The organism is Facklamia sp. HMSC062C11 (assembly GCF_001810675.1).
Taxonomy (GTDB): Bacteria; Bacillota; Bacilli; order Lactobacillales; family Aerococcaceae; genus Facklamia; species Facklamia hominis.
Genome location: NZ_KV802403.1, coordinates 76487 through 102545, shown reverse-complemented (window position 1 = coordinate 102545; position 26059 = coordinate 76487). Strand labels below are relative to the sequence as shown.

Genomic DNA, 26059 nt, shown 5'->3' with positions numbered 1-26059 from the left:
AGAGTACTAAATTAGCTCCAAATTGTAACTCTCAGTGCCCTGAGAGTACCAAACTAGCCCCGAATTGTAACTCTCGTTGTGTTGAGAGTACTAATCTAACCCCCAAATGAGGCTGTGACATAAGTCACCAAAAATCCGGCTGAACCGTTGTAATATCAACGATTCAACCGGTTTTTATGTCATAATTAAGTTAATCAATAAAAAAATAGAGGCCCTCCCGCTTCTATTTCCATTTCAATCCTAGAAAGGATCAAAAAAGAACCCAGAAATTTTATCCAATAAGAATAAAATTTCTGGGATATTTTTGAGACTTGTGTCACAGCCTCTTTAAAGTTAAAATTTTAAAAACTTTTATCCGTTTTTTAGCCCTCAAACAAACATTTTTTTCGTTGCGTCCGTTATAATAATAGATGTAAACCATCATAAAGGAGCTCTAACTCATGACTAAACTTTATTTTGCTAGTCCCCTCTTCACTGAAATGGAAGTTGCTTTTAATCAACAGCTTGCTGATCACTTGCGTCAAGAAATTCCTGAACTTGATATCTATCTTCCACAAGAACAGGCTGATATTAATGACAAAACTTGCTACGCCGACTCAAAAATGATTGCTCAAGCTGATACCAAGGCCCTCTTAGAATCAGATATTTTATTAGCGGTCTTAGACGGTCAAGTCATCGATCCAGGGGTGGCTTCAGAAGTAGGAGTGGCTTATCAAGCAGGGATTCCCATGATTGGGCTTTATACCGATACGCGTCAACAAGGAGCTAATAATCCAGAAAAATTAGCCGCCCTTTCCCAAATAGGAGAGTCACAATTTCCTTACGTCAATCTCTATACCGTTGGCCTTATTAAACTTAAGGGACAAATGGTTTCCAAGAGTCAAGATGTTGTCCCTGCCCTTATTGCTATGATCAAAGATCTCGCCTAAAAGGAGTTACCTATGCACGACCATAAAATTGCCCTTATCGATATCGGATCGAATACCATTCGTTTAGTCATCTATGGCATTAATGCTTACTGTGATATGGACGAATTATTGAACTTAAAAACCCCTGCCAGGCTTTCTCAGTATCTCGATCAAACAAAATCAGGCGAAGTCACTCTCAGTCCTCAAGGGATCAAAGTCCTAGTCGATACACTGACTGCCTTTCATCGAACCTGCCAAGCCCACCAAGTAAATGAAGAAATCATTCTTGCAACGGCTGCAATCCGTCAATCTCAAAACCAGGACGAAATTCGCCAAGCGGTTAAAACAGCAACTGGATCAACACTACGCATTTTATCCGAAAAGGAGGAAGCCAGTTACGGCCAGTATGCGGTTAACCACTCCTTATCCTTGGAAGACATGGTCACCATTGATATTGGAGGTGGTTCGTGTGAACTGACTCTCAGCCATAACAACTCACTCATCCACTACCACTCTTTCCCTTTTGGAGTGGTAACACTCAAGGAACGTTTCTTCAAAGACGTCCCCCATAATGACCCCCAAGCCATTGAGAACACCCGCAAATTCATCAAAGAACAATTTAAAAGCTTAGACTGGCTTAAAAAATGTCAAGTGCCCCTTGTAGGTATTGGCGGATCCGCTCGGAACATCGCCCAAGTTTATCAACGGCTCACCGATTATCCGATTGCCGGTATTCATGGTTATCACCTCAGCCATAAAATGCTAGAGAAAACCTTAGACCTCTTTCAAAGCAAGTCACTCAAGGAACTTGATGATCTAGATGGACTGAGTTCTGACCGTCGGGATATTATTATTCCCGCCAATCTGGCCTTTCTAGAATTGTTTGCCCTGACCAAAGCCCCCACCTTCCTCATCTCGAAACAAGGATTACGTGAAGGGGTAATCATGCACTATCTCAACCAGCATTACAATCGTCCCTTTGATCCCGACTTAGTCAAGTCTCGCTCTGTCAGTCGAGCTTGTCGTGAATTCAAGGTAAATACAATCAACGCTAGTACTCGAGCCAAATTGGCGATGGATCTCTACCGTCAACTCTGTGAACTAGGTCTCTTTAATTATCAATACAATCAACAATTGGAAATCGAACTCGCCGCTTATTTATTCCAATGTGGGCAATTTATTGATCAAGAAGCCGATTCACAGCATACCTTTTATTTACTATCCAACATGAATCTAGCTGGATTCAACCACAAAGAACGGGTTCGTTTAGCGATTCTGGCCTCTTTTCGTAACAAGTCTCTACTTAAGCAATATATCCAAGCTTTCACAGGTTGGTTTGACGATATGGAATTAGCCCAACTCATCAAACTCGGAGGCCTGCTTAAATTTTCCCAAGCACTTGACGATTCGCAGACCCACCCAATTCAAACCCTTAAACTCACAAAATCAAAATCATCCTATCAACTCAGCCTCTATTGCAATGGCCCCGTTGTCGCCGAACAATACCGTGCCCAAAAACACGCCAAGCATCTAAAACGTGCCTTAGATGGTGCAAACTTATGTCTAGACTTTGTTCCTTTAGAATCACTTTCCTAGAATAAGGAGGAATTCACTCATGTCCTTGAAACCATTAATTCCGTCTAACAATTCAACCCCTTCGATACCTGATCCTGACTTTAATGATCCCTCGCTATATTTTAATCGTGAATTAAGCTGGCTCGATTTTAATCAACGCTGTATCCTCAATGCCTACGATCATCTCAATCCTTTTCTAGAACAACTTAATTTTATTGCGATTGCTTCCTCCAACTTGGATGAATTCTATATGGTTCGTGTGGCGGGGGTCTATGACCAACTCTTAGCTGACGTCGCTATTTCTGAAAATAAGACCTATCAAACACCCGATGAATTATTAGACCATATCACTGCACAGAACCAGAAGAATTTACAACTTCAATACCAACGTTATCATGAGCTCATTCAAGAGCTTCCGCAAACCGGCTATCAAATCAAACAAATGAAAGACCTCACTGATCAAGAAGTCGATCAAGTCCAAGCATACTTTGACCAACTCATTCTACCAACCCTATCCCCTTTAGCTATCGATGCCTACCGTCCTTTCCCTCATCTGATCAATAAGGCCATCAACATCTATATTGAGTTGAAAGAAGGTAAGCAAAGAAAACAAGCCATCCTCCCTATCCCTCAACTGTTGGATCGCTATTATTTACTAGAGGGGGAGACCAATACCCTTATCTTAATTGAGGATATTATTATTTATTTCTTAGATTCGCTCTTCAAAGGCTATCAGATAAATCAAGCCTTTCCTTTCAGAATTACTCGCAATGCCGACTTTGACCTAGCTGAAGAGGAGGCTGACGATCTATTAGCCGTCATCGAAGACTATGTTCAAAAACGAAAAAATGGCATGGCCGTCCGTATCGAAATCGATCAGCGCTATTTTAACGGCTCTCCAAGCTTACCAGATAGTTTCTTCACCACGCATTTTGAGCTTGATTCGCGTCTAATTGACCAAATTGAAGGCCCCCTAGACTTGACCTATTTATTTAGCCTACGTCAACTGATTGGTCAAACAAATCCTCAGTTTTTATTTAAACCCTATCAGCCCTATCTTAACCCTAAGCTTCTAGGAGAAAAGCTTTTTGATGCTGCCCGTCAATCAGACCTTTATTTTCACCATCCCTACGATGACTTTAAACCGATTATCGAGCTAGTTAGCCATGCTGCGACTGACCCACAAACGATCAGCATCAAACAAACGCTTTATCGTGTTTCCAAGCACTCTCCCATCATTCAAGCCTTAAAATTGGCTGCACAAAATGGAAAAGAAGTTACCGTTCTTGTTGAATTGAAGGCCCGCTTCGACGAGGAAAATAACGTCTACTGGGCTAAAGAACTCGAAGAGGCCGGGTGTCATGTCTTATATGGGGTGTCCGAACTAAAAACCCACTCAAAAATCTGTCTCGTCATCCGAAAAGAAGGCGATCATATTCAACCCTATCTTCATTTAGGAACAGGCAACTATAACGATAAAACAGCAAAACTCTACACCGATATGGGGCTTATTACGACCCATCCTGGACTTTGTCAAGATGCGATTGAATTTTTTAACTATTTATCCGGTTATTGTCAAAGACCCGAATATCGCTATCTACATGTCTCACCTTTTGAAATTCGTGATTCCCTAATGGATGCGATTGACGAAGAAATAAGCTATCAAGAAGAATTTGGTAATGGTCACATCATTGCTAAGATGAATTCACTCACTGATAAATCCTTGATTCAGAAGTTATATCAAGCCAGTCAAGCTGGTGTCAAAATTGATCTCATCGTGCGCGGCATCTGCTGCCTTCGCCCCGGTATCAAGGGCATCTCTGAAACCATTCACGTCCGATCAATTGTTGGTCGCTTACTCGAGCATTCACGAATTTATTACTTCCACCGCAACGGTCAACAGCGTCTCTTCTTATCTTCCGCGGATATGATGACCAGAAACATGGTTAAACGGGTTGAAATCGAATTTCCCATACTGGATAATAAGATCGAAGACAAAATCCTCAACTTCCTTAACTTACAACTATCGGATAACCAACATGCTTTCATTCTCGACTCTGCAGGAAAGTATCATTTGACTCGCCCCAACAATGAGCCGGCCGTTAATTCACAAGAAATCCTGATTCAAGATGCCGTCGACCGCCAGAAAAAGCTTCATTCCCAACAAGACCAAGGCAAGACTCGTTTAGTAAGCCGCACTAAAAGAAACTCTCGCTTACTTGGAAATCTTTGGCAGATCTTAAAAGCCTGGTATCCGTTCAAGTAAGCCATTTTCAAGGTGCTTTTTTTGCTAGCCCATGATAGAATATATCTGTATGCCCTAAATGGGACATTTAAGGAGGATTCTCATGATTAATGTATCAAATGTCAGTTTACAATTTTCTGATAGAAAATTATTCGATGATGTAAATATCACATTTTCACCCGGCAACTGCTATGGAGTCATTGGGGCTAATGGCGCCGGAAAGTCTACATTTCTAAAGATTCTATCGGGGGAAATCACCCCGACCACCGGCAACGTCTCTATGGACCCCCAAGAAAGGCTCGCTGTCTTAAATCAAAACCACTATGGTTTTGAAGACCATCAAGTGATTGAAACCGTCATGATGGGTTATAAGGAACTGTATGACATCAAAAAAGAAAAAGATGCGATCTACCTCAAAGAAGATTTTTCTGAAGAAGATGGTGTTCGCGCTGGTGAACTTGAAGCTCACTTTGCAGAAATGGGTGGATGGGAAGCAGAAGCGCAAGCAGCAAACATGTTGCAAGGACTAGGTATCCCTACTGAAATGCACTATAGCCTTATGAGTGATTTAATTGAAGCGGATAAGATTAAGGTCCTACTAGCTCAAGCACTTTTTGGTAAGCCAGATAATTTACTCTTAGACGAACCAACAAACGGTCTAGATGCCAAGGCAATTGACTGGCTTATTGATTTTATTATGGATTTCCCAAATACCGTGATCGTTGTATCTCACGACCGTCACTTCTTAAACACAGTCTGCACCCATATGGCCGATGTCGACTTTGGTAAAATCAAGCTCTATGTCGGAAACTACGACTTCTGGCTCAAATCCAGTCAACTAGCGGCTAAACTCCAAGCGGATCAAAATGCTAAAAAAGAAGAACAAATCAAAGAACTACAGACCTTTATCGCCCGATTCTCAGCTAATGCCTCTAAATCAAAACAGGCCACATCCCGTAAAAAACTCTTAGAGAAGATCACCCTAGATGATATCCAACCTTCTAGCCGTCGTTACCCTTTTGTGGGCTTCTCTCCAGAGCGTGAAATTGGTAATGACTTATTACGAGTAGAGGGCTTAAGTAAAAAAGGTGATGATGAAATTCTCTTTGAAAATGTCTCATTCACCCTGAATCGTGATGATAAAGTCGCCTTTGTTTCAAAAAATGATAATGCCATCTCCGCTTTATTTGATATTCTAATGGGTAAAAGTCAAGCAGATTCAGGAAGTTTCGAATGGGGAGTTACCACTAGCCAGACCTATCTTCCTCGTAATTCATCGGATGAATTTGATGGTAATGATCTTACAATCGTTGACTGGCTAAGACAATATGCTAGCAAAGAGGAAAGCGATAATACCTTCTTACGCTCCTTCTTAGGACGGATGCTCTTTTCTGGTGAAGATGTCTTAAAATCCGTAAAAGTCCTCTCTGGAGGTGAAAAAGTTCGTTGTCTACTATCAAAAATGATGTTATCAAAGGCGAATGTTCTGGTTCTTGACCAACCAACCAATCACTTGGACTTAGAATCCATTACCGCCTTAAATGACGGCCTCATTAAATTCAAGGGCGCCATCTTAATCGCCTCACACGACTACGAAGTTCTAAACACCACTGTTAATCGCGTCATTGAAATTACCCCAACTGGTGCCTATGACCGTATTAATACCACCTATGAAGAATTTGTCAATAATGATGACGTACAAGAACGCATCAAACAAATGTACCCTCAAGATTAATCCAAAACTCTAAAAGAGGGAGAAAAATTTATTTTCTCCCTCTAAACTTATTTGTTATAATAAACTCAGATTGAAAAATGAAAGTGAAGTGAAATAATGGGTCGTAAATGGATGAATATTCGCGAAAAGAAAGCCAAAACTGACCAACAGACCTCGCGTATCTACGCAAAATTTGGAATTGAGATCTATGCTGCTGCAAAATCAGGAGATCCCAACCCAGAAACCAACCAAAAATTAAAGTTTGTCGTAGACCGAGCTAAAACTTATAATGTTCCTAATCATGTCATTAACAAGGCCATTGAAAAAGCCAAAGGATCTGATGATGAAACCTTCCAAGAACTTCGTTACGAAGGGTTTGGTCCTAATGGATCTATGATTATTGTGGATGCCTTAACCAACAATGTTAACCGAACTGCTGCCAACGTACGGACCGCCTTTTCAAAAAACGGCGGAAACATGGGGGTTGCAGGTTCTGTATCATATATGTTTGACTCCACAGCCGTCTTTGCCTTCTCCGGTCAAGATGAGGAAGCCATCACACTGGCCCTGCTAGAAGCGGATATCGATGTAAAGGATGTGGTGAGCGAAGAGGATAGTTTGATTGTCTACGGCCAACCAGAAGATTATGCCTTGATTCGGTCTACCCTTGAATCCTTAGGAATCAAAGATTTTGATCTTGCAGAAATCCAAATGCTTGCTCAAAATGAAGTCGAGCTTAACGAGACTGATTTAATCAAGTTTGAAAAGCTAATCGACGCCCTAGAAGATGATGAAGATGTTCAAAATGTTTATCATAACGTTGAGAACGCCTAATTAGTCCTACCCAACTCAATAAAACCTGCAGCCGATGAGTTGCAGGTTTTTAGTTTGCCTTTTTAAAATCAACGATTAAAAAAAATAATAAATTCTTAGCTAAATTAACAAAAACTTAACCTAAAGCATGAACAAATATGGTAGTATAAAGTTAATAAATACCCTAGATAAGGAGCATAGTTATGAAAAAAATCTTAAAAAACACTATCACTAGCCTCATGGTCGTTACCAGCCTTTTAGGCCTCATTCTGCCTCAAACATTTATTCAGGCCGAAGAAAAACCACTGCAAGTTCAATTTGTCCCAACCAATAACGATGGATCAATGGAAGCTCGGGCCGAACCTTTCAGCAAATACCTTTCAGAAAAACTTGGTCGACCAGTTAAAGTAACCTTAGCCACTGACTACTCAACCATTGTTCAAGCGATGGCTTCTGGCCAAGTGGATCTAGGAATTATGCCTCCTGCTGCCTATGTTCAAGCACGTAGTCTCAACGCGGCTCAAGCTATCTTAACCTCCAAACTAGGCGCCTATGACCCTGAAACAGGTCTTCCTATTGAAGGTGAAACAAGTGGATCTTTTAAAGCCGAAGTATTAGTCAAAGCTGATAGCCCGATTCAAAACTTAGAGGACCTTAAAGGTAAGAAAATTGCCACTCTGAGCCCAACCTCTGCTTCTGGTTATATTTATCCTATCGCAGAAATGAAAGAAAAAGGCATGAGTATCAAAGATCTAACTTTAACCACCGTTAATGATATTCCAAGTATGATCACGTCCATTCTCAATGGTCAACAAGATGCCATGTTTTCATTCCAAGGAACCCGTGTAGTCTTTGGTCAAGCCTTCCCAGATAATGACTTAATGAAAGACTTAAGAGTAATCTACCTTAGTGAAGGTGATATCCCCAATGATGCCATTGCGGTTCAACCAAGCATGGATGAGGACTTAAGAAAACAAATCATCGAAGCCTTCAAATCAATGGCTGATAGTGACGAAGGAAAAGAAATTATGTCCCTATGGGGGCACGTTGGCTATACTGAAGCAGATGAGTCCGTTTATGATACGGTCGAAAAATACACACAAATCGCTGCTCAATAACCAATTATTTAACCAGTATCCTAGAGGCGACATCTTAATGCATGTCGCCTCTTATCTAAATATAAAGGAGTTTAATCGTTGTGATTGAAATAAAAAATGTCACTAAAATCTTTGATAATGGCGTGGTTGGTCTTAAGGACATTAACTTAACCATCCAACAAGGTGAATTTGTTTGTATCATTGGCTTAAGTGGCGCTGGCAAAAGTACGCTACTTCGAAGCCTCAACCGGCTCAATGATATTAGCCAAGGCGAAATATTAATCAATGGTCAATCATTAACCAAGGCCAACAGTAGACAACTACGGCAAATGCGACGGCATATCGGCATGATCTTCCAACAGTTTAATTTGGTTAAGCGCAATACCGTTCAAAAGAATGTTTTATCAGGTCGACTAGGCTACTATAATAACTTTCAAAGTCTATTTGGCTTATTCAGTCAAGAAGACTATCAGCGAGTTCAAACTGCCCTCGAAAAAGTGGGCTTAGCTGATAAATTAAAAGTTCGATCGGATGCCCTAAGTGGTGGTCAACAACAACGTGTATCCATTGCTAGAACGATTGTCCAAGAAGCAGAAATTATCCTAGCCGATGAGCCTGTTTCAGCCTTAGATCCTGTTACAGCTGAAACAGTCATGAACGATTTCAGTCGCTTAAATCGAGAACTTAACCGAACCATCATTATCAATATCCACTCCATACCTCTAGCACGTAAATATGCCAGTCGAATCATCGGTATGCGTGATGGAGAGATCGTCTTTGATGGCCCCGCTAGTCAAGCAACGGATGCCAAACTCAGTGAAATCTACGGTACTGAAATCCTCCAAGAAGAAGCTCGTCAAATCCAAGATTCCTCTCAGGAAATCCCTGATGAGGACTTAGACACGCTTATCTTATAGAAACGGGTGATCCTATGCCATTAAAAGCAACCATTCACGATCAACTCATAAAAAAATTACTTATTGGATTAGTGATCCTTGCTCTATTTTGGGGGTCCGGTCAATTGATTGATGTTCATTGGGATGATCTAGTCAACAATCGTTCCCAAGCCCTACTCTTTTTAAGTGGATTTTTTAATCCAGAATGGTCCTATCTCCCTGAACTCATCCAACCAATGATTCAAACGATCCTGATGTCTATCGCTGGCACTTGCGTCGGTGTCCTATTTGCCATACCTGCTGCCTTTTTAGGAACTCATATTGTCACTCGCAATTCCTTTATTACCGGGCTATTTCGTGGTTTTTTCAGTTTAGTCCGAACCATCCCAAATCTTCTCTTAGCTGCCATTTTTGTGGCGATTGTCGGAATTGGTGAATTAACTGGTGTGTTGACAATTGCTGTATTTACCTTTGGTATGGTCTCACAGTTAATCTTTGCTGCCATTGAAACGGTCGATGAAGGCCCCATTGAAGCGGACGAATCCATCGGCGCTACTCGGTTTCAAATTGCTCAAAATGCAATTTGGCCTCAAGTTAAAGAAGCTATCTTCGCCTATGCGCTTTATGCATTCGAAGTAAACATCCGAGCATCTGCCGTCTTAGGTTATGTTGGTGCAGGAGGGATCGGTGTACTGCTAAATTCTGCGCTAAGCTTCTTCCAATTCGGACGAGTTAGCTTAATTATTCTGATGATCTTGTTGATGGTCTTTATCACCAACGCTATTAGCCAATATATCCGAAAGGAAGTGATCTAATGGCTTCCCTAAAAACCTTCCCTGCTAAGCGTATCAATCAGATTCTTAGCTGGCTCTTGGTACTGGTCATCCTCTATTCCTTTATTAGTCTTGATTACAGCAATTTAGCCGCTCTTCGCTCACGTGATATTAGGCATATGTTTGCCGGTCTCCTAAAACCAGACTGGTCCTATGTCTATGATCAATCGAGCGAAGATCTTGCTCACCTAATGCTCGAAACTTTAGCGATCGCCTTCTACGGAACCCTGTTAGGAAGCGTCCTATCCCTGCCCTTTGTCTTATTAGCATCGAATGTGGTATGGGGAAGTTGGCGTTTTATCCCAGCCTTTGGACGTGGCTTATTAAATTTAATGCGATCAATCCCTGCCTTAATCTATGCCATCCTATTTGTTCGAATCGTTGGTCCTGGTGCCTTCGCAGGAGCTTTAGCTCTAGGCGTACAACTCATTGGGATGCTAGGAAAACTAGTCAGTGAGGAGCTCGACCGATCAGATCCTATCCCAGTTGAAGCGATGCAAGCGTCAGGGGCTTCCTCTCTACAAAGCTTCCAGTACGCACGGATTCCACAAGTTGTTTCACTAGCAGTGAGTCATGTGATTAATCACTTTGAAATCAATGTTCGTAGTGCAACAACCTTGGGCTTAGTTGGGGCTGGAGGCATCGGTGCTCCTGTGATCTTCGCCCTCCAGCAACGCAACTGGAATCGAGTTAGTATCATTCTGTTAGCGATCATTATTGTGGTTATCATTATTGACTTTATTTCCACACGGCTGCGAAAAGCCTTAAGATAGGAGACCTTTATGTCCATACGTATCCTTTCAACCACTGATATGCACGCTAGCCCATTAGGAATGACCCTTGACTTTACATCACTCAAACCTGATCTTTTAATCGATAATGGTGACTTTCTCATTGGAAACCTCTTTTCCTTATATTGTTATCTAAAAAAAGAGATAAGCCCTTTGACTCGTTTAGCCAATGACTTGGGTTATGACGTAATGATCCCAGGTAATCACGATTTAGACTATGGCCTTGATTGGCTACGATCACAAGTAAAAGTACTCAAGGCCCCTTATATCTGTGCAAACCTTTATGACACTGGTAATCAGCGCATATTCCCAGCCTACCATATTCATTCTTTAGCTAATGGCCAAAAAATTCTCGTGATCGGGCTTTTGACGGGCGCTTTTAGCCAACTTACAAAGGAGTCCTTTGTTTGTCAAAGCTTGGTTAAAGACCCCATTCAAACGCTTGATCAAGTTCTTCACGACATCGAGAGCCAGGGGATATCGGCTGACCTTTTATGTGTCGCTTATCATGGGGGAATTCTTCAAGATCCTGTCAATGGTAAATGGCTACACTATCCCAGCATTGAAGACCAAGCCTATGACCTAATGAATCGCTTCCCACAAATTGATAGTTTAATTTGTGGTCACCAACATTTTGTCAATGCCGCCTGCCATCCTAATGGTGTTGCTATGGTGCAACCCGGTAGTCACGGTCGCTATATTGGTCTTCAAGAATTCAATCATGGACAAGTCCAAAAGAATCAGGTGCTCTTAAGCAATGAAGCCATACCCAATCACTGTCAGCGTGAGTATCTAGAAGACATCCTCACCGATTATCAGGACTGGCTAAAAACAACCATTAACCTTGAGGCTTTCGCTCAATATTTAAGAGAAACTTACGACGCCGACCGATGCTTCCTCGACCTAGGCGAAGACCTCAGCTTAGCTAGTATCCAACAAAAGTTAATACCGCCCTTTCCTGTAAGTAGTTACTTGATTGAAGGTGAGCGTCTGATTGAATGCTACTACGCCTATCAAAAAAAACACCCTCATAGCTGCCTATCCCCTAGCCTTGATGACTTAAGGAAAGATCAAATATACAAAGTCATTGCAAGCCCAGGAATATTACCACCAGAACGTCTTCGAGAAAATCACCTAGCACCAGTGCTTGAAGATTATCTATTCACTCAGATAAAACCAGACTGGCTTTCATAACTCGCTTCAAATCCCGTCTTTTCATAAGACTTAAACCCTTGCTAACACTAAAATACGAAACCGACCCCGGAGAATCAATGTCCCATCGATTCTCCGGGGTCGGCCTTTCATTATTTACTTGTATATTATCCTCCGAGATAGGCCTTTTGAACCGCATCGGATGCCAAAAGCTCCTGACCACTTCCACTCAAGACAATCTGACCTGATTCGAGAACATAAGCCTGATCCGCAATCTCTAGTGCCTTATACGCATTTTGCTCAACTAAGAGAATCGTTGTGCCCTGATCATTGATATCTTGAATAATATTAAAAATCTCATTAATAAAAATAGGCGCCAAACCCATCGACGGCTCATCTAATAGTAATAACTTCGGCTTGGTCATTAAAGCCCGTCCCATCGCTAACATCTGTTGCTCGCCCCCTGATAAAGTGGCTGCATCTTGTTTGTTCCGTTCTTTTAAAATTGGAAAGCGTTGATAGACTGCTTCTAGATCAGCCTGAATCGCTGATCTATCCTTGCGTAAGAAGGCCCCCATCTCTAAATTTTCTGCAACAGATAAACCAGGAAAAATTCTCCGACCTTCGGGAACTTGGACCAAACCTGCTTTAACAATCTCCTGAGCCGATTTTTTCATTAAATCTTGCCCCAGATACGTTATTTGCCCTGCTTGAGCTTTAATCAAACCCGATAAGCTTCTTAAAATCGTTGATTTACCCGCTCCATTCGCCCCAATCAAGGTTACAATACTTCCTTCTTTCACTTCAAAGGATACCTCTTTAATCGCCTTGATCATACCATAAGATACCTGTAAATCTGTCACTTGTAACATTTACAACCCCTCCAATAACTGTCTTTATATTAAGAAGACCCGACGAGGTTTCTCATAAATCGTTAAGCTAATTCTAATATACTCAACCGATTTAGGCAAGGCTCTTTTTCTGAAAGTTTCAAAGATGGTATAAACTATTTTTATTATCTTACTCAAAAACCAATTCAAATCAAGTTAATCTTGATAATCCGTTTGTAAATTTTCTCTTTTACAAAATTATAAATTGTGTTAGAATAACACCAACCCAAAATTGGGCAACTTTTATTAGACTGAGGTGGCAAATGGAACTTTTATTACAAATCAACAGTTATTTATACTATCCGATTTTAATTATTATTCTAATCGGTGCAGGCCTTTATTTCACGGTGAGAACTGGCTTTTTACAAATTTCACTTTTTCGAGAATCTCTGAGAGTTCTCAAAGAAAAACCCCATGATGGTGAAGTGTCTTCCTTCCAAGCCTTAATGATCTCAACTGCATCCCGTGTAGGAACCGGAAATATTGTGGGTGTCGCTCAAGCTATCTGCCTAGGAGGCTACGGAGCCGTCTTTTGGATGTGGCTCATTGCTTTAATTGGAGGCTCTTCAGCCTTTATCGAATCAACCCTGGCACAAATTTACAAGCGTAAGGGAGAAGATGGTAGTAGCTACGGAGGCCCTAGTTATTATATTGAAATTGCCTTAGGTTCGCGCTTTTTTGGAGTTCTTTTTGCTATATTTTTAATTTTGACCTATGCCGTAGGTTTTAATATGCTCGCATCCTTTAATATGACTGACTCATTCCGAGTCTATGACTTCTTTGTTGAAGGGCAAACCTCTTGGATTATCGGAGCCTGTCTAGCTCTCGTGGCCGGTTATTGCATCTTGGGAGGCGGAAAACGAATTATCAAGGCCACCTCTACGCTAGTACCTTTGATGGGAGTTCTATTCGTGGCAATGGCCCTATTCATGATTATTCGCCATATTTACTTTATGCCCGTTGTATTTAAGAATATTTTTACTGATGCCTTTAATTTTCAAGCCATATTCGGAGGATTAGCTGGCTCCGCCTTGGTCCACGGGATTAAGCGAGGTCTTTATTCCAACGAAGCAGGTATGGGATCTGCCCCCAACGCCGCCGCAGCAGCAGATGTTTCTCATCCAGTTAAGCAAGGTCTGGTTCAAATGTTCTCTGTCTTCTTAGATACTTTAGTAATTTGTTCAGCAACCGCCTTTATGGCCATGGCATCCGGAGTGGAAGCAAGCCCTGAGTTAGCAGGAGCCGCCTATGTCCAAGAATCCTTATCTACTGTCTTTGGGCACTACGGTTATATCTTTATTACCCTGTCCTTGACCCTCTTTGCCTTCACTACCTTATTAGGGAACCTCTACTATGTCGATAGTTGCTTAACCTATCTCAATAAAAAGACCCCTTCCAAAACCTTCATGTTAGTATATCGTCTAATTGCTATCGCTTTAATCTTCTTTGGTAGCAGCTTAAAAATGGACTTTGCATGGAATATCGCTGACTTTTTAATGGCTTTAATGGTCTTAGTAAATATTCCTGCCATTCTACTCTTAGGAAATCAAGCCATTGCGGCCCTTAACGACTATAAGAAACAAGCTAAAGCCGGTTTAGACCCTCATTTTGTAGGAAGTCATATCGGTATCGATGAAAGTAAACTCGATTATTGGAAATAATCCGTCTCAAAGCAAGCATTTCGCTTGCTTTTTTAATGCAGTCAAGGATTATCTAACGAAAGTCTTATAACATAACCCTTACCTTTAGCTTACTTTTTGATATAATAAGGAAGATGTGTCGATTATATAAATTTATTGGAGGAAGTATAAAATGAACGAGTTAAGTTCGTGGTCTCAAATTGACTGGCATTTAATTGCGGGAGGCTTAGGTTTATTTCTTTTTGGTGTTAAATTAATGGGGGATAGCCTTACTAAATTTGCAGGAACAAAAATTCGGGATTATATTGAAAAATATACATCCAATCCCTTAATGGCTGTATTAGTAGGAATTATCATGACCGGTCTCATCCAGTCCTCTTCAGCTGCCACCGTTATCGCCATCTCTCTGGTTCGTTCCGGATTAATGGGGCTCAACCAAGCCATTGCCATCATTTTAGGAGCCAACATTGGGACAACCGTCACTGCCATTTTGATTGGCTTCCAATTAGACTATTTGGCTTACTTCATTCTTTTAATAGGTGTATTCATCGCTCTTATGTCCTCCAAGAAAAAAACAATCTATCTAGGAGAAGTTATTATTGGATTTGGGCTTCTATTTATTGGCCTTAACATTATGGGAGATGCCTTAAAAGAACTCCAATATATTCCTGGATTTTCAGATATTGTTATTCGCTTGAGTAAACAACCCATTCTCGCAGCATTAATTGGAGCAGCAGTGACCGGCGTCATTCAATCTTCCTCTGCGATTGTCGGAATTATTCAAACCCTCTATGCCACCCAATCCATCAGCTTAGTTGCGGCCTTAGGCTTGGTATTTGGAGCCAATATCGGAACGACCGTTACGGCTGCCCTTGCTGCTGTTGGTGGAAGTTTAGCGGCAAGACGCACTTCCTTGTTCCATTTTCTATTTAACGTTTCTGTGTCTATCCTATTCCTAGCGATCATCGGTCCCTACGAACACTTTATTCTCTATCTCGCAGATACATTTCATCTAAACAGCATGATGACCGTTGCCGTGGCTCATTTCTTATTTAACTTTGTCGGTATGATTATCTTCTTACCAATTATTCCTAAATGTGTTCAATTGCTTAAAAAAATCATGCCTGGTAAGGATAGTCTGGATCTTGAATTTGGTAAAATTCAACTCGACGAAGCAATGGTTAAGACCTTCCCTTCCGTTGCTCTAGTTCAAGCTAAAACAGCCATTCTCCAAGTTGCAGATATCTCGCTTAAAGCACTAGAAAACTCAAAACAATATCTAATTACCAAGGATAAAAAGTACTTTTATGAAGTTAATCAACTGGAAGATATGATTAACTCGCTCGATACTAAAATTGAAAGTTATCTCCTAAAAATTGCCAAACAATCCCTCTCTGAAGAATTAGCTGACGAATATTCAGTCAATCTACAAGTTCAGAAGAATTTCGAACGGATCGGAGACCTCTCACAAAATCTCGTGGAATACTTTGAAATGATATACGATGCAGGCGAGTCCCTCCAGGAAGAAGCCATGTCCGAACTCACTTCTATCTACGAGCTCTTGATCCATATGTATGCTGAAGGGGTGGCTGTCTTCAAGGATGGTGACCATCATATCTTTGAAGTCATGAAAGAAGACGAAAACAACTTAAACCATATAGAATATGAACTACGCGCTTCTCACTTTAGACGATTAACCTCACAACACGAAGAAGCAACCGTTGCCACATCGCTCTTTGTGGATATCTTAGGAGCGCTTGAACGGATCGGAGACCATACCTATAATATCGCTCGTTTGACATTCGATCCAATTAAAACCCACGGAGAAAAGACCCTACTCACTGATGAACCTCTAGAGGTCCCTTCAGAAGCTTTAAACTAAAAATATAAATACACCGCTCGAAAATCAGCTTTAGTGCTGACTTTCGAGCGGTTTTTTACTAGCCACTAGTTATTTATTACTAACTAATTGTTGTCCTTCCAATGTCAAATAAATCGGTAACTGCTCCATTGAAACATCCTTTTTATAATGGTGAGCCACTTCAATAACGGTAGAATCTAATTGAGCTAAAATCTAACGAACAATCGCTGCGTTCTATACCTTTCAAGCCCATCACCTTATTCTATTTTTTCGGTATTTTATCAAAAAATCAAGCTCTTTTTAAGAGTGTTATAGTCATATTATATGATCAATATTAAACATTTGATTAGATCTTTTATCTGCGCTATATAAAAAATACTACTAACAGCAAAACAAGCTATTAGCAGTATCACACTTTAATTCATTTTATTTGACTCATTGGCTAAATATTCTTGAATCCAAATCGTTAGGATCATTTGATCAACTAAAAATTTAGCCACTTTTTATCAGATGGTATATATAGAAAAGATGGAACCGTCTTTCAACGAAAATTATCGCCAACCCTTTGAATATCAGCATCCGTCGGAGTTTCAGCCGTAACTCTGCTTGGAAGAAAACCAAAACTAACTATCAAACTAATGACCAACAGAAGCAATTGGCGTCTCAATTTACTCCCTCCTTTTCATAAAGATTGTATCCCATAATAAAATCAATTGAAATAAGAAATAAAGCAAGCTGTACCATAGCGGTTTTTTATAGTCTTCAAAAAGAAAGTACATTACTACTAAAGCTAGGCAACACCAAAACCGAATTGACTTATAAAAGTCTTTATTAAATTTCATAGAGCACCCCTTTTATACAAATCGAACAAATTTTATTATATCTAGTCTCTAAAAGGTATAACTTAAAAGTCTACCACCAAAGCCAGCAACGACAGCAATACTTAATCACTCTTCCCTACTCAATATTCTATAAGAAAATGACTTATTTTAACATGACATAAATGTCCTATTCAGCAAAAGAGGTTAGCTAGAAGCAATTTGCTTCCGGATAACCTCTTTATATTGAATATACTATTTCAACTTCATCATCCGTGAGATGGTAGCCCGTTCATTTTCTTCTAATTTCATAGAAATATAAGAAATAGTCTCTTGCGTATCTGGAATCATCCGATACTCCAAGGCATTGACCCGACGACGGGTCTTTTCAATCTCATCGGCTAAAAGTTGACATGCTTTTTCAATTTCTACCAGTTCTAATAATTTAGGTAAGAGTTTGGTCAAGACCTCAAGTGCTTCATCCAGCTCCGCATTGGAATTCAAATAACCATAGCGGGCCTGACTATCCTCTTCGCCAATATGAAAATCCATCTTAGGAACATAGACAGACATAATATTTTCCATACGAATATCTAATTCGACGCGGTTCTGAGTGATCGCCGCGATCTCTTCCATAAAATTCTCATTCATTAAGGCTTTAGAGAGAATAAACGATTTGAGGGATTGGGTTAATTCTTCCTCTACTTGATCACGCAATTCATTATTGCGACGAATCATGTCGATGAAGTTACGCATCAATTCATCTTGCTTATCCTTGAGTAGCTTATGCCCCCGGGTCGCAAGCGCTTCGGTTGACTTTAGGGAGGCTAACTCCATCCGGGTTGGCTTTACACCTAATACGTTGGCCATAGCGCATTACTCTCCTTCCGGCATATATTTTTCAATCATTGGGTCCTTGATCCGCTTCAATTCGGACTTAGGCAAGATTCTTAACAGATCCCAAGCTAAGTCTAATGATTCAAAGATATCTCGGTTGGTATCGAAACCTTGGTTAACATAACGTTTTTCGAATTCATCGGTAAACTTCACATAAAGTTTATCCGTATCTGATAGGGCAGATTCCCCTAATACAATCGCTAATTCCTTGGCTTCTTTACCTTTTGCATACGCAGCAAAGAGTTGGTTCATGGTTGGAGCGTGGTCTTCACGCGTCTTACCTTCACCAGTTCCCTTATCCTTCAACCGAGATAGAGATGGTAATACATTGATCGGTGGCTCAATACCTTGATTATATAAGGCATTATCCAAGATAATTTGACCCTCAGTAATATAACCCGTTAAGTCAGGGATTGGGTGAGTAATATCATCTTCCGGCATGGTTAAGATTGGAATTTGAGTTACGGAACCCTTACAGCCAACTAACCGACCTGCACGCTCATAAAGTGTAGATAGGTTAGTATATAAGTAACCTGGATATCCACGACGACCTGGTACTTCCCGCCGAGCAGCTGATACTTCCCGTAAGGCTTCACAGTAGTTAGTCATATCTGTCATGATAACTAAAACGTGCATATCTTTTTCAAAGGCTAAGTATTCAGCAACCGTTAAGGCAATCTTAGGCGTAGCCAAACGTTCAATCGCTGGGTCATTCGCCAAGTTCACTAACATGACCGAACGATCGATTGCTCCTGTTTCACGGAAGGAATCCATGAAGTATTCAGCCTCGTCATAAGTAATCCCCATTGCAGCAAAGACAACCGCGAATGGTTCATCGGAATTCAATACGGTCGCTTGACGAGCAATTTGAGCCGCTAATTCCTTATGAGGAAGACCTGCACCCGAGAAAACTGGTAATTTTTGACCCCGAACAAGCGTGTTCAAGTGGTCAATTGTCGAAATTCCGGTTTGAATAAATTCGTCCGGATAGTCCCGAGCCATCGGATTAATCGCTTGTCCATTAATGTCTGCAAATTTTTCAGGAATAATTTCAGGACCGCCGTCCATGATATTCCCCATCCCATCAAAGATCCGTCCAACGATATCTTCTGATAGGGCAAACTCTAACGGTTTTCCTTTAAAGCGAGCCTTAATATTTGAGATCTTCATGTTTGAAGTTCCCCCGTAGATTTGAACAACAGCCTTGCCATCTTGTGCTTCAAGTACTTGTCCTAAACGGGTTTCACCATTATGAAGTTCAATCTCAACTAATTCATCATAAGCAACGCCTTCAACACCATCAACAATCATCAAAGGTCCTGAAAGTTCACCAATATTTGTGTATTCTTTAAGCATTCGCTTCACCACCTCGTTCTAGTGTTTGCTTAAGACTTGATTTAATGGCTTCTTTCAAGTCATCTAATCGAGAAATTTCTGATTCTGGAATGAATTTTGCCCGTGCGATTTGTTCACGAACATCTTTCGTTCCTTCCATAATTTCTTGGTAATAAGCTCCTAATTCCATTGCATGACGTGCTTCTTGCTCAAAGGTAGAAATTAAGTGCAATAATTTCAATTGTTTCACTTCGGAAGTGGTTGTATCCACGTCATCGAAGGCATTTTGTTGTAAGAAGTCTTCACGAATCATCGCTGCAATCACCAAGGTCAACTTATCTTTTTCAGAAAGGGAATCCAAACCAACTAAGCGAACGATTTCTTGGAGGCTGGCTTCTTCTTGAAGTAAGGCCATAAAATGACGAACCAATTTTCCCCATCCTTCTTCAAGGTGGGCATCGTTATAAGCTTGAACATCCGTTGAATATTGTGAATAAGAATCTAACCAGTTAATCGCTGGGAAGTGACGTTGTTGTGATAGTTTAGAATCCAATGACCAGAAGACCTTAACGATTCGCAAGGTATTTTGTGTAACAGGTTCGGATGTATCCCCTCCTGGAGGTGATACCGCACCAATGGCAGATACCGATCCTTCACGTCCATCGGAACCTAAAGTCTTCACTAAACCAGCTCGTTCATAGTATTCAGCAATACGTGATCCTAAGTAAGCAGGATATCCTTCATCCCCAGGCATTTCTTCCATACGTCCTGACATTTCACGCAAGGCTTCTGCCCAACGAGAGGTTGAATCCGCCATGATTGCGACAGAGTAGCCCATATCCCGGAAATATTCAGCAATGGTAATTCCAGTATAGATTGAAGCTTCCCGTGCAGCCACCGGCATGTTCGATGTGTTAGCAATTAAGATGGTCCGCTCCATGATCGATTCGCCCGTCTTTGGATCGACCAACTCAGGGAACTCGTTAATAACGTCCGTCATTTCGTTCCCACGCTCACCACAACCAACATAAACAACAACATCTACGTCAGCATACTTAGCAATTTGGTGTTGAACAACAGTTTTTCCTGCCCCGAAAGGTCCAGGAACTGCTGCCACTCCCCCTTTTGTTAATGGGAAGAAAGCATCAATTACTCGTTGACCTGTCTTTAAAGGGGTTTTTGGTGTTGTTTTTGAAGCATAGGGCCGTCCTTCACGTACTGGCCATTTTTGGATCATATTGAGTTCTTTTTCACCTTGATCCGTATCTAAAACACAGATCGTCTCTTCTACTGTAAAATCGCCAGACTGAATGGACTTGATTGTCCCTTCAACACCCACTGGTACCATGATCCGGTGTTCAATAATTTTTGTTTCATCAACCGTACCAATGATATCTCCAGCTATAACATGATCACCAACAGCCTTAGTAGGTTTAAACGTCCATTTCTTTTGTTTGTCAAGAATATCAACGCTTGCTCCCCTAACCAAGAAGTTACTCTTAGTTTCATCCATAAATTCTTGTAGAGGACGTTGAATTCCGTCAAACATCTTTGTTAATAGCCCAGGACCTAATTCAACGGATAAAGGATTCCCACTTGAAATCACTTCTTCTCCTGGTTGTAATCCAGACGTTTCTTCGTAGACTTGAATTGACGCCACATCTTTGTGCATTTCTAGAATTTCACCGGTTAGGTGCATCTTACCAACATAAACAATCTCACGAATCGATGCATCCGCCATTCCCTTAGCTTTTACTAAAGGTCCGGATATTTCAGTAATTATTCCAGTGCTCATATAATTCCTCCTTTGTTATAGAATATTCTGCCCAATGGCTTTTTCGACATTTTCGTTCACTTTAGCTTTACCAATTCCCAAGGATCCCTTATGGGTTGGGATTAAGATAACAGCGGGAGTGGCTTGCGTATCGAAATACCGAATTGTATCAGGAATTTCCTGAGCAATATTTTCTGTCACCAAAATCACGCCAAATTTTTCTTGGGCTAAATCATGTATTGTTTTACGCGCTTCCTCACCATTATTAGCTGGGAAGACTTCGAATCCTAATAATTTGAAAGCCAGAACCACGTCACGGTTACCGACCACTGCGATCTTATATGCCATGAATTGGTCTCATCCTTTCTTTTATTAGCTGTGCATCTAGATTATTTTCTTTACCGATTAATAATAAACGAATATTATCTGTTTCATTTTCTAAGAAATAAAGATACGTTAAGACAGGCATCGGTCCAAAAGCCTCAAAGGAATAAGGTCGTAAGTTCTTTGCGAACTGTTCTTGGATAACACGATTAATAAAAGCCGAGTCTACTTCGCTATTATTCAATTGATCCCATACTTGATCAAGATCAATCAAATAATCAGCTCGATGGAAAGTCTCTACCAAGCCACTCAAATCTTTTTCTCGCCAGTTTTCAAGAATATCATCCCGACTGACTCCTCCTTGACCTGATAAGGCGGTATAAATAAAGGTGTTTGATTGACCTTGATTATATCCTCTAACAAACGTTGTTAGATTTTGGAAATCAATTTTCATTTTAGTAAATTCAATGACCGCTGGATCATTTAGTTCTCTTGCATTTGAAGCAATATGATCGAGATATGCCGTATCCAAAATCACATCAATTGAATAAGTATCTCCGGTATCTTCTACCGATGTGATCGCATCATAAATCGCCGCTTGCATAATCGGATCTATATCTTCGTCTTGTCCTTTAGTTTCAACCATCTGCTTTAACTGATCATAAGAATGACTTCCAATCGGAATCAAAAGATCAGATAAATCTCGATCAACATAATTCTGTTTAATTAAAACCTTAAGATTATGGTAAGTGTAACGAAGAGAGAAGATCTCAATAACCCGTGGATCCGGTGATGCTTGAGCCAACTCATGATATACGTACTCTAGGCGCTGTTGAATTGTAGGTTCAAACTGACGCTGAGTGCGAGCTTGTTCATTGACTACATAAGCCGTTTTGGCGAGATAATCTAGTACACTGTCAATTTGATCCATCTGCAACAAGGTATCGTAATCAGATTGGCTTAAGAGTTGGGCTTCATAGAGACGTAGCGTCGTATTTAAACCAGCATACTCTAATTGTGACATTCCTAGCCCCCCTTACGCTTGCAATAGTTTTTCAAGTTCAATTAACAGTTGAGGTGTTAGTTCTTGAATCACATCTTCAAAGAAATAATTTAAGTTAATGCCTGCTTGTGAAAGCATAAAACCAGATTTGCCGGCTTCATTCGCTTCTGTAATCTCCATATTTGGATAATCCTTAAGTAAGGCAGCACGACTTTCTTGACTTAGTTTATCACTCGATTTTTGACCAAGGGTTAACTTAAAGCTTTGTGATTCATTAATATCTTTTAGGACATGGCGAATCAATTTGACAAATTCTTCCTCATCCTGTTGGTTGACCAATGGGGCAACTCCTTGAATCATTTCTTTAAGTAAAGCTTGTTTATGTGTCAATTGGTCATTTCTTAATTCATTTGTTAACGATTGTTGACGAATTTCAAATTGACGAGCTTGACTACGATTAAAGCTATCTTTTTGTTGGTTGACTTGATCACTTAAACGTGTTTTGAATTGAGCCAATTTATCAGCTAATTCACTTTGAAGAGCTTGAACTTTTGCTTCACCTGTGGCTTGAACCTTGTCTAAAATAGATTGTTGTAAAGTTTCAATTTTTCCCACAAGCTTATCCTCCTTAACCTTGAACTAGTAAGAATGAGAATACGAAGCCTAAGATGGCATAAGTTTCTACCATGACGGCATAGATAATCGCATTAATAACTTTTTCAGGGCGTTTAGCTAAAATTTGCATCCCAGCAGCAGCAACACGTCCTTGGTAAATCCCGGACATCCATCCAACAAATCCTACTGGAAGAGCTCCAATTAAAAGTGCAAATCCTTTTTCTAAAGTCATTCCTGGATCAAGCTGTAAGAAAATCAAGAATCCAATCGCAAATCCATACAAACCTTGTGTACCTGGTAATAGTTGTAAAATCAATGATTGAACGAATTTTTCTGGTTGATCTTTTGTTAAAGCAGCTGCAGCAGAACCCGCTGTACCTACCCCATTTGAAGATCCGAAACCTGAAAATACAACTGCTACTGCAATTCCTAAAACTGCAAAAATATATCCACCATGTTCTTGTAAGAATTCCATAAATGATTCCTCCTAAATAGTTATTTAATATTTACGTGTTTGTCTAAAAATTTCAATGGTGCAAATTCGCGACCACCTGCTTCGTAGAATTTACCAAAGAATTCAACGAATATTAGCCGGTCTGAGTGAACATACGCACTCAGCAAGGATAATCCAAAGTTAAACAATTGGAGGGCGATAATTAATACAACCCCAACGGTAAAACGAGCAACTGGTGGTAAATAAGCAACCAAAATATTAAAGGCAAGGGCAATTGACCCACCAGAGATTCCTAAAGCCATTAACCGACTATAAGATACAATATCACCAAGGTAACCAGACACACCATAGAGATCATACAATCCCGCAGCAAATCCAGCTGCCTTATTCTTACTATTTATAATCGCAATACCTAATATCACCAAGGCTGCGACTCCTGCCATGTATAGACCAATCTTTTGTAAAATAGCTTGGTGTAATACCATTGGCCCTAAGGCCGCAATAATAAATCCGCACAGCATAACGATCCAGGCTAAACCGTCCTTGATCGCAGAGGCTTTATCGCTCTTCCAATTAAGCCCTGTATGCAAGGCTAATCCATGAAGAATTTGAATAAATCCAAGTCCAAAAGATAAACCTAAAACAGCAATCACGTCTTCAGTCGGTGATAACAACTTAAAGGGTAGCGCGGCTCCAAAGAAAGAACCATACAACAATCCCCATACAATCACTGAGTAACTTAAAATATGGAAGAATTTAATGTTTTTCTTCATTCCTTGATCCATTGTGAAGAACTTCAACGGAATCAGTGTACCTAGCCATAATAAAAGGCCATAACCAAGGTCCGCCATCATCATTCCGAAGAAAATCCAGTAATACGGCGCTAAAGAGCTCGTTGGATCAAAACCATTATATTTAGGCGTTCCATACATTTTAGTGATGTTTTCAAAAGGTGCAATCAATGATGGGTTTTCTAATTTAGTTGGTACCTCATCCACTTCATCTTCCACCACATCACTTTGACTAATATAAATTTGGCCTGGTAAAGCTTCTTCAACATTCTTAATAATCGCAGGCGCTTCATCCTTGGCCACCCAGCCTTCAATCGCAAACAAACGATCACTGGTCATTGAGCTTTCAGTGGCTTCCTGCCTTTGATAAAGCGCATAAAGAATTTCTTCAGCCATCTCAAGCACACGATATTCCTCTTGGAAATCTGCTAATGATAAACGCTCTGCTTGAGCTTCTTTTCTTAAATCCTCCGCTTGTTGATGGCGCTCTTTTAATAAATTCGCAGGTAAGTCTGCAAATTGATAATCCAAGGCTTGGAAACGATTCTGTGTTAAGAACTGATTTACTTCATAGCTTTTATCAAGACTCGTTGCAATTACCAAACCGATTTCATCTCTTGATTGGTAAACCTCTTCAACGATTATATCTTTGTTCTCACGCACAGCATTGATATACTCATTGTCATTCGTCTGAGGCAGTGTCCCAATATATAACTTGGTATATTTTGGAGCTCGGTGATAAGCTGGAATAGCGTGAAGATTTTGCCACTTACTAAAGAAATCAGCTTCATTATTAATGACTTGTAAGTCACTTTCAAGCTTTTCAAGCTTCTCTTTTTTGGCCCAAACTTTTTGAGTCACTGATTTAATCTCATCAAAAGATACTTGCTGTTCCAACTCTTCTAAAGTCATTGTTGGTAAAGGCTTCATATATTTTTCTTTAAAACCCTTAGCTTTCAAATAACTATCTAAAAAACGCATGGCTGAGCGAACATCTTGCAATTGATCATCCAGCTCATTTAAGCGTTGACTGGTGCTTGGCCGAGTACCATCCACTTGGTTTGGATTAATCGGACGAACTTCTATCTTCTGAATCGATTGCAATTCTTTCATCAATCGATTACGATTATTTTCCTCCACAATAGCTGATATTTTGACCATCTTGGCTATTGCCATATTTCTTCCACCACCTTCTTAGCAATTTTTTGCTCAAGCTCTTGCCGGCGTTGAAGTATATCTGCTTCCATCTGCTTAATCTTCTGCTGGCTGTCTGATTGAAATTGGTCCTTGACTGTTTTGAACTTATCTTCCTGTTCCTGGCGAACATGTTCCTTAAACGCTTTCAATTCCTTTTCAAAATCTTCCTCTAGAGCTTTTTTCTTGTCTTCAAACTCGAGATTCAATTGTTTCAGCTTGTTTTGATATTCCGCCTCTTTGGCAGCACAAGCTGATTCAATTGAATTCACTTGATCCACTAGATTAGCCACTGCTTCACCCCCTATAGCTATTAATTATACTACATTAATAAAACGTCTTCAAGGCGATTTCCTATTAGCAAACCGCGATGGAAAGCCATATTTAGCTTATAGATTCTCCCTATAAATAAGTAGAAACATTTTTACTAACACCTAAA

General features: G+C 40.3%; 22 protein-coding genes. 12 read left to right on the top strand and 10 right to left on the bottom strand.

What is annotated here, in order from left to right:
* Nucleotides 1–440 precede the first annotated feature (440 nt).
* The 10 genes from HMPREF2758_RS06040 to HMPREF2758_RS05995 all read left to right on the top strand — a co-directional run bounded on the left by HMPREF2758_RS06040 (nucleotide 441) and on the right by HMPREF2758_RS05995 (nucleotide 12066).
* Nucleotides 441–929: a nucleoside 2-deoxyribosyltransferase gene (locus HMPREF2758_RS06040; RefSeq protein WP_070609618.1), complete on the top strand. Its 489-nt coding sequence runs from the start codon at nucleotides 441–443 to the stop codon at nucleotides 927–929.
* A gap of 12 nt (nucleotides 930–941) precedes the next feature.
* Entirely contained in the window at nucleotides 942–2504 is a 1563-nt protein-coding gene (locus HMPREF2758_RS06035) for a Ppx/GppA phosphatase family protein (protein ID WP_070609617.1), read from the top strand.
* Between the two features lie 19 nt (nucleotides 2505–2523).
* Entirely contained in the window at nucleotides 2524–4749 is a 2226-nt protein-coding gene (locus HMPREF2758_RS06030; RefSeq protein ID WP_070609616.1) for an RNA degradosome polyphosphate kinase, read from the top strand.
* An 82-nt stretch (nucleotides 4750–4831) separates the two neighbouring features.
* Entirely contained in the window at nucleotides 4832–6463 is a 1632-nt protein-coding gene (locus HMPREF2758_RS06025) for an ABC-F family ATP-binding cassette domain-containing protein (RefSeq protein WP_070609615.1), read from the top strand.
* A gap of 96 nt (nucleotides 6464–6559) precedes the next feature.
* Nucleotides 6560–7276 (top strand): YebC/PmpR family DNA-binding transcriptional regulator, encoded by a 717-nt coding sequence (locus HMPREF2758_RS06020; RefSeq protein WP_070609614.1) that lies wholly within the window; start codon nucleotides 6560–6562, stop codon nucleotides 7274–7276.
* Nucleotides 7277–7452: 176 nt separating this feature from the next.
* Entirely contained in the window at nucleotides 7453–8373 is a 921-nt protein-coding gene (locus HMPREF2758_RS06015; protein ID WP_207209362.1) for a phosphate/phosphite/phosphonate ABC transporter substrate-binding protein, read from the top strand.
* A gap of 80 nt (nucleotides 8374–8453) precedes the next feature.
* On the top strand, nucleotides 8454–9269 hold the full coding sequence (gene phnC / locus HMPREF2758_RS06010) for a phosphonate ABC transporter ATP-binding protein (RefSeq protein WP_070609612.1): 816 nt from the start codon (nucleotides 8454–8456) through the stop codon (nucleotides 9267–9269).
* A 14-nt stretch (nucleotides 9270–9283) separates the two neighbouring features.
* Entirely contained in the window at nucleotides 9284–10063 is a 780-nt protein-coding gene (phnE, locus tag HMPREF2758_RS06005) for a phosphonate ABC transporter, permease protein PhnE (RefSeq protein WP_070609611.1), read from the top strand.
* Nucleotides 10063–10854: a phosphonate ABC transporter, permease protein PhnE gene (gene phnE / locus HMPREF2758_RS06000; protein WP_070609610.1), complete on the top strand. Its 792-nt coding sequence runs from the start codon at nucleotides 10063–10065 to the stop codon at nucleotides 10852–10854. Before phnE (HMPREF2758_RS06005) ends, phnE (HMPREF2758_RS06000) begins: the two co-directional genes overlap by 1 nt.
* 9 nt (nucleotides 10855–10863) lie before the next feature.
* Nucleotides 10864–12066 carry a metallophosphoesterase gene (locus HMPREF2758_RS05995; protein ID WP_070609609.1) on the top strand — a complete coding sequence of 401 codons (1203 nt, stop codon included), beginning with the start codon at nucleotides 10864–10866 and terminating at the stop codon, nucleotides 12064–12066.
* A gap of 125 nt (nucleotides 12067–12191) precedes the next feature.
* Here the strand turns inward: HMPREF2758_RS05995 and HMPREF2758_RS05990 are convergent, their stop codons facing one another.
* Nucleotides 12192–12896 carry an ABC transporter ATP-binding protein gene (locus HMPREF2758_RS05990; RefSeq protein WP_070609608.1) on the bottom strand — a complete coding sequence of 235 codons (705 nt, stop codon included), beginning with the start codon at nucleotides 12894–12896 and terminating at the stop codon, nucleotides 12192–12194.
* A 281-nt stretch (nucleotides 12897–13177) separates the two neighbouring features.
* Between HMPREF2758_RS05990 and HMPREF2758_RS05985 the strand changes: the two genes are divergently transcribed.
* Together HMPREF2758_RS05985 and HMPREF2758_RS05980 are read left to right on the top strand one after the other, a co-directional pair.
* Nucleotides 13178–14575 carry an alanine/glycine:cation symporter family protein gene (locus HMPREF2758_RS05985; RefSeq protein ID WP_070609607.1) on the top strand — a complete coding sequence of 466 codons (1398 nt, stop codon included), beginning with the start codon at nucleotides 13178–13180 and terminating at the stop codon, nucleotides 14573–14575.
* A gap of 151 nt (nucleotides 14576–14726) precedes the next feature.
* Nucleotides 14727–16436, top strand: a complete 1710-nt coding sequence (locus HMPREF2758_RS05980; protein ID WP_070609606.1) for a Na/Pi cotransporter family protein — start codon at nucleotides 14727–14729, stop codon at nucleotides 16434–16436.
* Nucleotides 16437–17488: 1052 nt separating this feature from the next.
* Here the strand turns inward: HMPREF2758_RS05980 and HMPREF2758_RS05975 are convergent.
* From HMPREF2758_RS05975 to HMPREF2758_RS05935, 9 genes are read right to left on the bottom strand one after another with little or no spacing between them, the layout of a single operon-like run.
* Complete coding sequence (locus tag HMPREF2758_RS05975) at nucleotides 17489–18103, bottom strand: V-type ATP synthase subunit D (RefSeq protein ID WP_006908537.1); 615 nt, start codon at nucleotides 18101–18103, stop codon at nucleotides 17489–17491.
* 6 nt (nucleotides 18104–18109) lie between these two features.
* Complete coding sequence (locus HMPREF2758_RS05970) at nucleotides 18110–19486, bottom strand: V-type ATP synthase subunit B (protein ID WP_006908536.1); 1377 nt, start codon at nucleotides 19484–19486, stop codon at nucleotides 18110–18112.
* Nucleotides 19479–21260 (bottom strand): V-type ATP synthase subunit A, encoded by a 1782-nt coding sequence (locus HMPREF2758_RS05965; protein ID WP_006908535.1) that lies wholly within the window; start codon nucleotides 21258–21260, stop codon nucleotides 19479–19481. Before HMPREF2758_RS05965 ends, HMPREF2758_RS05970 begins: the two co-directional genes overlap by 8 nt.
* Before the next feature lie 15 nt (nucleotides 21261–21275).
* Nucleotides 21276–21587, bottom strand: coding sequence for a V-type ATP synthase subunit F (locus HMPREF2758_RS05960; RefSeq protein ID WP_006908534.1), 312 nt, complete (start codon nucleotides 21585–21587; stop codon nucleotides 21276–21278).
* The gene (locus HMPREF2758_RS05955) at nucleotides 21577–22587 is read right to left on the bottom strand and encodes a V-type ATPase subunit (protein ID WP_016648632.1); all 1011 of its coding nucleotides are present in this window, start codon (nucleotides 22585–22587) and stop codon (nucleotides 21577–21579) included. Before HMPREF2758_RS05955 ends, HMPREF2758_RS05960 begins: the two co-directional genes overlap by 11 nt.
* Nucleotides 22588–22599: 12 nt before the next feature.
* Nucleotides 22600–23181 (bottom strand): hypothetical protein, encoded by a 582-nt coding sequence (locus HMPREF2758_RS05950; protein WP_006908532.1) that lies wholly within the window; start codon nucleotides 23179–23181, stop codon nucleotides 22600–22602.
* A 13-nt stretch (nucleotides 23182–23194) separates the two neighbouring features.
* Nucleotides 23195–23656 carry a V-type ATP synthase subunit K gene (locus HMPREF2758_RS05945; RefSeq protein ID WP_006908531.1) on the bottom strand — a complete coding sequence of 154 codons (462 nt, stop codon included), beginning with the start codon at nucleotides 23654–23656 and terminating at the stop codon, nucleotides 23195–23197.
* A gap of 20 nt (nucleotides 23657–23676) precedes the next feature.
* Nucleotides 23677–25602, bottom strand: coding sequence for a V-type ATP synthase subunit I (locus tag HMPREF2758_RS05940; protein WP_070609605.1), 1926 nt, complete (start codon nucleotides 25600–25602; stop codon nucleotides 23677–23679).
* Nucleotides 25593–25913 (bottom strand): hypothetical protein, encoded by a 321-nt coding sequence (locus HMPREF2758_RS05935; protein ID WP_016648634.1) that lies wholly within the window; start codon nucleotides 25911–25913, stop codon nucleotides 25593–25595. Before HMPREF2758_RS05935 ends, HMPREF2758_RS05940 begins: the two co-directional genes overlap by 10 nt.
* Nucleotides 25914–26059: the final 146 nt, after the last annotated feature.